This is a genomic window from Rhizobium sp. BR 314, assembly GCF_047445805.1.
GTDB lineage: Bacteria > Pseudomonadota > Alphaproteobacteria > Rhizobiales > Rhizobiaceae > Rhizobium > Rhizobium lusitanum_B.
This window is the reverse complement of record NZ_JARWLA010000043.1, coordinates 38,645-48,430: the sequence shown is the minus strand read 5'-3', so window position 1 is coordinate 48,430 and position 9,786 is coordinate 38,645. Positions and strand designations below refer to the sequence as shown.

At 56.3% G+C, this 9,786-nt stretch carries 8 protein-coding genes and 2 pseudogenes; 3 read left to right on the top strand and 7 right to left on the bottom strand.

Features of this window, described 5'->3' with window-relative positions:
- Nucleotides 1-258 precede the first annotated feature (258 nt).
- Nucleotides 259-1,296, bottom strand: coding sequence for an IS110 family transposase (locus QD461_RS32120; RefSeq protein WP_004119987.1), 1,038 nt, complete (start codon nucleotides 1,294-1,296; stop codon nucleotides 259-261).
- Nucleotides 1,297-1,882: 586 nt separating this feature from the next.
- Here QD461_RS32120 and QD461_RS32115 point away from each other — a divergent pair.
- Nucleotides 1,883-2,812: pseudogene (locus tag QD461_RS32115) on the top strand (IS630 family transposase); the annotation flags it as partial.
- A gap of 59 nt (nucleotides 2,813-2,871) precedes the next feature.
- The gene (locus tag QD461_RS32110; RefSeq protein ID WP_004129017.1) at nucleotides 2,872-3,105 is read left to right on the top strand and encodes a DUF6429 family protein; all 234 of its coding nucleotides are present in this window, start codon (nucleotides 2,872-2,874) and stop codon (nucleotides 3,103-3,105) included.
- Here QD461_RS32110 and tnpC read toward each other — a convergent pair.
- From tnpC to QD461_RS32080, 6 genes are all read right to left on the bottom strand, one after another.
- Nucleotides 3,086-4,744, bottom strand: coding sequence for an IS66 family transposase (gene tnpC, locus QD461_RS32105; protein WP_004129019.1), 1,659 nt, complete (start codon nucleotides 4,742-4,744; stop codon nucleotides 3,086-3,088). The two genes, QD461_RS32110 and tnpC, sit on opposite strands and share 20 nt — an antisense overlap.
- Before the next feature lie 68 nt (nucleotides 4,745-4,812).
- Nucleotides 4,813-5,160, bottom strand: coding sequence for an IS66 family insertion sequence element accessory protein TnpB (gene tnpB, locus QD461_RS32100; protein ID WP_414091120.1), 348 nt, complete (start codon nucleotides 5,158-5,160; stop codon nucleotides 4,813-4,815).
- Nucleotides 5,157-5,534 (bottom strand): IS66-like element accessory protein TnpA, encoded by a 378-nt coding sequence (gene tnpA / locus QD461_RS32095; RefSeq protein WP_004126183.1) that lies wholly within the window; start codon nucleotides 5,532-5,534, stop codon nucleotides 5,157-5,159. Before tnpA ends, tnpB begins: the two co-directional genes overlap by 4 nt.
- Nucleotides 5,535-5,956: 422 nt before the next feature.
- The gene (locus tag QD461_RS32090) at nucleotides 5,957-6,700 is read right to left on the bottom strand and encodes an amino acid ABC transporter ATP-binding protein (RefSeq protein WP_028755383.1); all 744 of its coding nucleotides are present in this window, start codon (nucleotides 6,698-6,700) and stop codon (nucleotides 5,957-5,959) included.
- Between the two features lie 122 nt (nucleotides 6,701-6,822).
- Nucleotides 6,823-7,797 carry an amino acid ABC transporter permease gene (locus QD461_RS32085; protein ID WP_004129028.1) on the bottom strand — a complete coding sequence of 325 codons (975 nt, stop codon included), beginning with the start codon at nucleotides 7,795-7,797 and terminating at the stop codon, nucleotides 6,823-6,825.
- Between the two features lie 56 nt (nucleotides 7,798-7,853).
- Nucleotides 7,854-8,690 carry a transporter substrate-binding domain-containing protein gene (locus QD461_RS32080; RefSeq protein ID WP_004129031.1) on the bottom strand — a complete coding sequence of 279 codons (837 nt, stop codon included), beginning with the start codon at nucleotides 8,688-8,690 and terminating at the stop codon, nucleotides 7,854-7,856.
- Between the two features lie 613 nt (nucleotides 8,691-9,303).
- On the opposite strand from QD461_RS32080, the pseudogene QD461_RS32075 reads away from it, so the two are divergent.
- Nucleotides 9,304-9,647 (top strand): annotated as a pseudogene (locus QD461_RS32075) (glutamate dehydrogenase); the annotation flags it as partial.
- Nucleotides 9,648-9,786 lie beyond the last annotated feature (139 nt).

Genomic DNA, 9,786 nt, shown 5'->3' with positions numbered 1-9,786 from the left:
GTAACGGGCTGTCCCGAGTCAATCCCTTTTGAGCTTAATCCCTCGCCGAGTGCTTGCTTCTGTCCGCAGTCGACGCCGGGGTCGCTGCTTTATGGGGTCTGCTGAGGACCGGCTGGCCAATCTAAGGACGCGCAGTCACCTCAGTGCTGCTTGCGGTTCATCGGCCTATCCGCTCCATCGTCCCGGCGAAGGGACCTTGCTCCGGTGGGCTGATGGTGGTGCCCGCCCGAAACCTTGTCTTGTTGTCTCGCTTCCTGCTCAGGCGGTCATGGCTGACGCCGCCTTGTGGGGAATGAAGTTGGTTTTATCCCTGAGCATGTGGTGCAACACCACCGCCAGCTTACGGGCCAGCGCAACACGCGCCTTTCTGGGTCCCGCACGTCTTGCAACCGCCAGCGCCCAGCTTTTGAGATCCGAACCCTTCACGGGGCGCGTCAGGATGACATTGGCCGCCTCGTAGAGCGCGGTTCGTACGCCCGCATCACCGATCTTCGAGATGCGGCCGCTATAATCGGTTTCGCCCGATTGATACTTCTTGGGCGTCAATCCGAAATGCGGCCCCACCGCTCGTGATGATCGGAAGCGCTCAGGCGCGTCAACAGCCGACACGAATGTCAGCGCCACCAGCACGCCAACGCCGGGCGTCGTCATCAGCCGACGTGCATTATCGTCCTGACGGGCCATGACACGCAGCTTTCGTTCAAAACCTGCAAATTCGTCCATAAGCGCGTCGCGCACCTTCAACAGTGAAACGGTGATCGCCTCCAAGGTCGGATGACCTTCAATCAGCTCGCGGATCCGTGCCGCATAGGTGCGCCGCGTGGTCGGCCCTACCTTGAGGCCGAAACCGCGCAGAATGCCCCGGAGGCTCATCTCGATGTCGTGAAGTTTTCCCTGGATGAGCTTGCGTGCGGTCAGCAGCGCTCGCACCTCCTGGGCCGGAAGAGATTTGCAGTGGACCGGCCTGAACCAGCCAAGCCGCATTAACTGCGCAATACCCCGTGCGTCCTTCTTGTCGGTCTTCACGGGCATCGTCTTGAAGGCCGCCCGCACGTGGCGCGTCTCGATCAGTTCGACCGCCAGATCCGCCTTCGCCATTTCCGCGTAAAGCCATTGCGACAAGGGGCCAGCCTCAAGACCAATTCGTTCCATCGCCGCGCCCTGCTCGCCAAACCAGGCGATCAGCGCATCGGGTTCACTGTGGACCTTTGCCTCGCGCACGATGCGGCCATCCGCATCCACCACGCACACACTCGAGTATTCCAACGAGACATCGATTCCGGCATACTGCTTCATGGTCGTCTCTCCGTGATGCTATGGAGCAGGCCACTCCTGACTCCGCGACACCATCATTGTGAGGGACGACCACCAAGCCTTCAAACTCGCCTGGCTGGGATCCGCCCGTTACACCATCTATCTTATGCAGGCCGATCCATCGCTGGCGGCGGATCTCACTAAAATCGGAATCCGACTTGAGGTTGCCGACACCACGGACAAAACGGTACCCGCATCGTTGCGCTCGGCCCAGGATGCTTCTAGTACCGTTCCGCAGAGATTCTGACGGGTTGAGCTATCGCAAGATTGGCAGCGCTTCGGGTTGTACGAGCAATTGAATGCTTCGCGCTTCTCCAGGCTGGCGTTGAATGAGACCGGCCTTTTCCAGGGTTATCACCATCTGGTGTACAGACGGTGCGGTCACCTCAAAGTGGCGACGCATGTCCGCTTCTGCCGGGGAGCGTTTGAAGATCCTGGTRTAGGCATAAATGAAGGCCAGGTATTGGCCCTGCAGCTGCGTGAACTGTGGCGCTCCGGCAGGAGGCTCTTTGCCAAACGTTTGATTCATTTGAGTTTAACCTGTGTTTCATCGCATCAGGAGGCTCAAATGAATATAAGATATCATGTGGAACTCAACCAGCTTGAACGTGAGCAACTGAACGCTCTTTTGAGCGGTGGCCGTCACTCGGCGCGCAGGCTCAAGCGTGCACAAATCCTGTTGGCGGCGAATGAGGGTGTGAGCGACGAGGTCATCGCTGCGACTTTGAATGTCAGCGGATCGACCATCTATCGCACCAAGCGCCGCCTGGTAGAGGCCAATCTCGAAGGCGCGTTGAGTGAGGAGCCACGGCCCGGCGTTGCCCGCAAACTATCAGCCAAGGAGGAAGCACTKCTGGTGGCGACGGCTTGCTCAACTCCGCCGCCCGGCCGGGCACGTTGGACGCTTGAGCTTCTGGCTGACGAGATGATCAAGCTGACCGATCACGCGCAGATCTCCTGCGAGACCGTGCGCCGAAGGCTTGGTGAAAATCATCTCAAGCCATGGCGAAAAGACATGTGGTGCATTCCCAAGGTCGACGGGGAATATGTCGCCCGAATGGAAGACGTCCTGGACCTGTATGCCGAAGCCCCAGACCCGCAAAGGCCGGTTGTCTGCTTTGACGAAAGCCCGGTCCAACTGATTGGCGAGGYGCGGGACCCCATTTCTGCAAAGCCGATGCAGCCCTTGCGCTACGATTGTGAATATCGCCGCAATGGCACCGTCAATCTTTTCGTTTTCTTGGACGCGCATCAGCCATGGCGGCGGGTGAAGGTCACCGATCGGCGCACCAACAAGGACTTCGCCGAGTGCATGCGCGAACTGGTCGACATTGACTATGCTGACGCAAAGACCATTCGTGTTGTTATGGACAATCTCTCTACCCATTCACCCGGCGCGCTATACGACGCGTTTCCTGCCGCCGAAGCCCGTCGTGTGCTCAAGCGGCTTGAATTCCACCACACGCCGAAACACGCAAGTTGGCTGAATATGGTCGAGACGTACGCATTCGGCGAGTACCGCATTAATTTCGTATTTGCACGTGATAAGCTCTCGCAATGGATATCGACGAAGACAAGATCGACGATGCGGTGCTGGCGCTGTTGTGGCTGACGCTGCATGACGGGTATCGAGCCTGGAAGGGTTTGGACTGGGAGACGACGGATCGTTTGTTCAAGAAGGGGCTGATCGCCGATCCGGTGAACAAGTCGAAGTCGTTGATCTTAACGGATGAAGGCCTGCAACGGTCAGAGGAGCTGTTTCGGGAACTGTTTACGCGGCCGCCGCAATAGGTGCCGCCTTTTCGGCCTTCCAAGCCCACGGCAACAACTCGTCGATCCTGTTTGCCGGGTGGTCGGCGATACGGGCAAGCACATCGGCAAGCCAGGCCTGCGGATCGACATGGTTCATCTTTGCGGTGACGATCAAACTGTACATGGCGGCAGCTCGTTGACCACCACGGTCGGAGCCGGCGAATAGCCAAGCCTTTCTTCCCAATGCAATTCCGCGCAGCGAACGCTCTGCCGCGTTGTTCGACAGGCAGATCCGGCCATCGTCGAGGAAACGAGTAAACGATACCCAGCGGTTCAACATGTAGTCGAACGCTTTGGCCAGATCATTGTCGCGAGACAGCTTGGCACGTTGCTCGCGCACCCACCGCTCCATGTTGGCGATCAGTGGCTTGCTATGCTGCTGACGCGTCGCCTTGCGCTCATCGGCCGTCTGGCCATTGATCTGACGTTCGATCTCGAACAGCGCATCGATCCGGCGCACCATCTCGATGGCGATTGGTGAGATGACGGCAGCGGGTTTGCCCTGAGCCTTGCGCCGGGCATTGGCCTCGAGATCGGCCATGATGAAGAATGGTCGCCTTGCGTGCGCCCAGCACGCTGCCTCATAGATCGGACCTGGACTGCGATCAGGAAGATAGAGCTTGGTATAACCGCCATAGGCATCTGCTTGCAGGATGCCGCAATAGCCGGCCAGATGCGCCTGCGGATGGTCACCGCTGCGGTCGCGGGAATAATAGAACATCGCCGACGGCGGCGCCGTGCCACCGAACGGGGCATCATCGTGCACATATGTCCAGATCCGAGCAGTATCGGTCTTGCCGGCTGCGAGAACCGGAACCGTGGTATCGTCGCCGTGAATCCGCTCGGCTGCAAAGGTGTGAGCCTCGATCCGCCTCAGGATTGGATCAAGGGCATGGCAACAAGAACCGATAGCATCGGCTGCCGTCGACAGGCTGATTGACACGCCCTCAAGCGCAAATCGTTCCACCTGACGATTAAGGGGAATGTGTTGGCCGAATTTGTCGTAGAGGATCATCGCCAGAAGGCTTGGACCTGCCCAGCCTCTGGGAATGACGTGGAATGGGGCCGGTGCCTGGCTGATCTTCTCGCAGTCGCGGCAGGTGAACTTCTCGCGCACCGTCTGAATGACTTTCCAGGAGCGTGGAATGCTCTCCATCGTCTCGGTGACATCTTCGCCCAGCTTGCGCAGCCGGTCACTACCGCAGCAGCTGCAGGCGACCGGACCGGGCACAACGACACGCTCGCGCGGCAGGTGATCGGGGAATGGCTTCTTAACGGGGCGTTTGCGTGTGAAGCCGGCGACAGCAATGGGGGCGGCCGCAGCAATGGCCATTTCAGCGGCAAGTTCATCCTCGGTGGCCGCCGCCTCGGCATCCTCGAGCATCAGCTCCATTTGAGCGATCAGCCTGGCAGTCCGCTCCGATTTCTGACCACGCAATTGCCTTTGCAGCTTTTCGATATGGACCTTCTGACGCAGAATGGTGGCTTGATCGTCCGCTTCCTTGGCTTTGGCGACGGCAAGTTCGGCTAAGGCAACGGCGCGCTCCGCACGCGCCACGACCAGCTCTGCTTCAAGTGCAGCGGCATAATCGGAGTGGTTTTCCAGGCCGTTTTCCATGTCCGGATCAAACCACAAAGCCACTGATTTGCATAGCTTTTCTTCAAGGTTCGAGCCGCAAAATGCACCTATCCGGCGCTCGTCGGACGCCATGTCTGTTGCGGATTTCGCCAGTCTATTCCCTCAAGAAGGTAGGACATCTGCCCGGCTGTAAGGGCAATGGCTCCGTCCACTGTCGCCGGCCAAATAAAGTGGCCTCGGTCGAGCCGTTTGGCATAAAGCGATAGTCCGACACCGTCATGCCATAGGGCCTTGATCAATCGACCATTTCTCCCGCGGAAAACAAAAACGTCGCCCTGGAACGGATTGCGGCYAAGCCCCTCTTGCACGATGAGAGCCAACCCCTGCATACCCTTGCGCATATCGCAGTGACCGCTGGCAATCCACACTCTGACGTTCGAACTGATCGGGATCATCGTCCCTCCAGCACATCAAGCACGCGCGACAACGTCGAGGCATCAAAGTCACGAGTGACCCGCACCGACCGGCCCCGGCCAACATGGATTTCGATCGCAGAAGACGCCGTCGCAGCCGGCATTCCCATTGCCGAGTCCGGCGCCTGTTGTACCTTCACCGGAACGAAGGCGCGCGGCTCTTCCGCTCTCTCTGCAACACCAAGCTCACGACGCCACCGATAAACCAGTGACCGATCAACGTCGTGACGTCGCGCAACCTCCGTCACCGTCATCTCGCCAGTCAGCGTCTCCGAAACGATCGATTCCTTGGAAGTTCGTGTGAACTTCCGGCGCCGCATACTGCCCGCCAAAATCTCAAGCTGATGGATAGACACGTCGTTATCCTCGTTGTTAGCAACGTGGCGATACCGCTCACCTCAGCAAAACATCGATATCACCGTGACAAAGCAAGGCGGTCCTCGGCGTGGGGATACTGGACCTCTGGAACTCCGGACTTCCTGTGAAGGATCACCAAACATGTAACCGATCGCGCAAGTCTGTGGTTACGACGGCTTCGGTAATATTGTTGGGAGATATCGACAAGCATGGGTGACGGCTAGCTCGCCGGATGCGGTGCCGCTGCGACGGCACCAAGCTGCCGCACGCCTCCTTGCGAAGGCGTTAGACGATAATCAATTGCGTCTTCGAGAAGATATAGGTCGACGCACGCAAAGCCACATTCTCGATAGTTCGCCACGTTAATGACGTCTGGTGTCAGAAGTCTAACCAGACAAAGCCAAGCGTGAAATAACAGCTTTCAATGTGTCAAGATTTGGCTGAGGAACAGCTTTGTTCTGTCGTGCTTGGGGTTGCCAAAGAAGTCATCGGGGTTGCCCTCTTCGACAATTCGACCACAATCCATGAAAATTACCCGATCCGCGACGGCTCGGGCAAAACCCATCTCGTGGGTGACGCAAACCATGGTCATTCCCTCACGCGCCAGACTAGTCATAGTTTCTAGTACCTCCGAAACCATTTCAGGGTCGAGTGCTGAGGTAGGCTCATCAAATAACATCACTGCTGGTTCCATACACAGAGAACGGGCAATCGCGACGCGCTGCTGTTGTCCGCCTGATAATTGGGCTGGGTATTTGTTCGCTTGATCGGGGATGCGAACGCGCTCTAGGAACTTAAGAGCGATCTTTTTGGCCTCTGCCTCGGGCACGCCATTAATCCACATTGGACCGGCCATACAATTCATCAGCACGGTCATGTGGGGAAAGAGATTGAAGTGCTGGAACACCATACCGACATTCTTGCGAACTTCGGTGACGTTACGCATTCTGTTGTGCAACCTGATCCCGTTAATGGCAATCTCACCCTCCTGATGCGCCTCAAGTCGGTTGAAACATCGGATCAGTGTCGATTTTCCCGATCCGGAGGGGCCGCAGATGACGATGCGTTCGCTTTTGCTGACAGTAATATTGACATCAGTGAGTGCCCTGAAGGCGCCGTACCACTTGGAAACGTTCGTCGCTTCAATTATTTTTTCTGCGCTCATCGAGACCTGCTTCTGCTTCGAAGACTTGTGGGATGACGGCACATGCACTGGCGGCATGTTGTCAATCCCCTGCAAAGAGTTGCGCTCATCGGCCCCCTTCACTTCAAATGTATTGCTAAGGGTCATCGTACCATACTCCTCCCGAAATGGCGCTCGAGCCGTGATTGACCAATCTCGAGGCAGACAGACATTGTCCAATAGATGAGCGATGCTGCTATCAGCATCTCCATGTGATGAAACGTCGGCTGACCGATTGTGCGGGCAAGGAACGTCAATTCCCACACGCCGAGTACCGACACAAGCGAACTATCCTTTAGCATTGAGATGAACGTATTTCCCATCGGTGGAATGATGACAGGAAAAGCCTGCGGCAAGATGATCTTGCGCATGGTCAGACCGAAGCCAAAACCGATGGATCTTGACGCTTCCCATTGGCCCCGGTCGATACTCTGGATACCGGCGCGAAAGATCTCTGTCATATAGGCTCCCACACAGAGCGACAACGCCAAGATGCCCGAGGGAACGGCATTGAGCACAATCCCCAACTGAGGCAAACCGAGGTAAATCAGATAAATCTGCATGAGAAGGGGCAGACCCCGGAAAAAAGAGGTGTAAAAACTGGCGGTGGCATATGCGAAGCCATTGCTTGAAAGCTTTGCGACCGCGGCGACAATCGCGATTAGCGAGGCAAAGAAAAGCGAGACCGCTGAAACATAGATCGTAGTCACCACCCCTTGGGAGATGAGGTAAGGCAAATTCTCCCATATGAAGGGCATGCTCAGATTGAATGATCTGAAAAAGGCGAGAAACAGCAGCAATAGTTCCATCCATACGATGCCAATCTGCACCTGTAATGGAATAAATCCAACTACTACGATGTTGAGGCTAAATATGATCGCAAGTACGAAGGCGATCGCAAAACGCCCGTAAATTCCGCTTTGTAGCGGGTCGCCAATAACCGGCCGCATAAGTTCGCCGAAGGTCGTGCCCGCAAGGTTGAACGAAAGAAAAAATGCAAGCATTGCGACGAAGATCAGGGCGACGAACCAAGGCTTATGAACAAGCACCTCGGATTCAACTGTATCCCGATATAGCATGATAGACCCTTCAAGAAAATGGGCCCGGCCGAGCCGGGCCGCTAACGCGTGATGTCTTATTTTTGTTCGCAGTAGTCCACCCCGAACCACTTGATCGACATCTTGGAAAGGGTACCGTCATCTTTCATACTCTTGACGGCGGCCGCGATCTTGTCATTGAATTCGTCGTCGCCCTTCAAAATTGAGATTGCACCTGGCGCGTAGAAGAGGGTACCAAGCACCTTGATCGGATAGCCTGATTTTATTGCTTCACGGGCCACCGTATCATCACCGAGAACCGCATCTAAACGAACACCGTCGCCGAGACGAAGGTCGTCGAATGCGACGTTGCTGGATCCATACGTCTTCACTTGGCCTGGCGTAAATTGGTACTGCACCGGCTTGGCGTCAATCCAACTGGGATTGAAGTTGTGATTGGCGTAGGATTCCGCCACGTTGCCCGCTCCGACGCCGACAATCTTTCCGTCCAAATCCGAAAGCGTCGTCGCCTTGCTGTCTTTGTGAACAACGGCAACTTCTGGCGCCCACACGTAGACAGCTGGGAAGTTTAATTTTTCCGCACGCTCCTTGGTTGGCGTCATTTGACCCATAGAAAGATCCCAGCGACCCTCCCACTGGCCAGAGGTGATGAGATCCCAGGCAGGCGTAACAAACTTGACCTCCACCCCTAGGTACTTAGCAACTCCCTTAGCGATATCGACATCGTCACCATCAAGTTCGTGCTTGTCATTCATGCGCGACATCGGCCCCCAGTCCGTTCCGACCGCAACTGTCAGCGTCTTGGTTGCGCGTACGCGATCAAGTACCTCACCGGCATTTGCTTTGGCTAATGGAATTGCCGAAGCAACCGCGACCGACGACGCCGCTGTCAACATTTTTAAAAATTTGTTCATCCGATATTCCCCTTTGTTAGTGCTTCTTGATTGTCGGCGCGGCTCATCGCGGCGCACCTCGGCTCAGCTTGTGCGTCCCGATCGGTATCCCAGGCTGCTGCCCCGTTTTCGAAGCGTATCGTGTGGTAAATCGAAATGCAACATTTGTTTTAAGTATGTCTGTTCGACCCGAATGTATCGCCGTGAGTTATTGGCTTAATAACGCTGCGGTATCCGTGTTGTGTAGCCGCTTGGCCCGGACCGAAGGGGGCGCGGGTGTCGTCACTTCTTGGAACTAAGTGTAATCGGTCGTCAAAGCGGACGGCCCGGAAGGCCTGATCAGTGGCCACGCCATTTACATTTAAACTTGCCAGGGTGCGGTGTCGCAACCTCGATTGGGGAGCGACATCCAATGGATGGCTCGTGCGCTGGCGCATCAGATGCAGCCCAATGATCTTGAAAGCGATGTTACACCTGATCCATATATCGCAAACTAAGACACTCGTTGCATTAGTGGTCATATTGCGTTAGGCATTGGTTCCGGCTCGTAGGGTCCTTGGGAGTGTGCCCCTACTTACCGGTCCGCCAGACTTGTGCCGTGTTGTTAATGGAAGGATGTTCGCAACAAAGAAGCGGCCTGATCGTCAGCTACTTCGAATGGGTGAAGAATCTCACGCATATCCCTTCGGCTTCGGCTTGATGGAGCGCCGCCGGCGCGAGCGGCGCAACCAGACCATCGCACCGGCCCTCGAATGCATGACCGGTAAGGAGTTCCCTGCCGACATCCGTGACGAGTTCCTCGAAGGCGGCGCGGAAATCGATCTCGTTCGTTCCGGACTGGAAGACGTGATGCGAAGCACCTGGGGGCGCATTGCTGACCTGATGGAGCAGCAACCGGAACTCGGTGACTACCGAACCGCCGCCTATGTCGCGTCAATCCGACAGATCGCCGATGCCTATGAAGCGATAGGTATCTGATCGGCGACACGTACGAAAAGGGCTTCGTTTAGGGGATCAGTCGCTTGAGCTTTGAATTCGCCTCCCAAGCGACTTGGCTGCCGCCGAACAAGGACGGCAGCCTCTTTTTTGCGAGAGAGACTGGTATCAACAGCGTCAA

Coding starts and splice junctions, on each gene's coding strand:
- QD461_RS32120 (WP_004119987.1), bottom strand. CDS start 1,296: ATGAAGCAGTATGCCGGAATCGATGTCTCGTTGGAATACTCGAGTGTG.
- QD461_RS32110 (WP_004129017.1), top strand. CDS start 2,872: ATGGATATCGACGAAGACAAGATCGACGATGCGGTGCTGGCGCTGTTG.
- tnpC (WP_004129019.1), bottom strand. CDS start 4,744: ATGGAAAACGGCCTGGAAAACCACTCCGATTATGCCGCTGCACTTGAA.
- QD461_RS32090 (WP_028755383.1), bottom strand. CDS start 6,700: ATGAGCGCAGAAAAAATAATTGAAGCGACGAACGTTTCCAAGTGGTAC.
- QD461_RS32085 (WP_004129028.1), bottom strand. CDS start 7,797: ATGCTATATCGGGATACAGTTGAATCCGAGGTGCTTGTTCATAAGCCT.
- QD461_RS32080 (WP_004129031.1), bottom strand. CDS start 8,690: ATGAACAAATTTTTAAAAATGTTGACAGCGGCGTCGTCGGTCGCGGTT.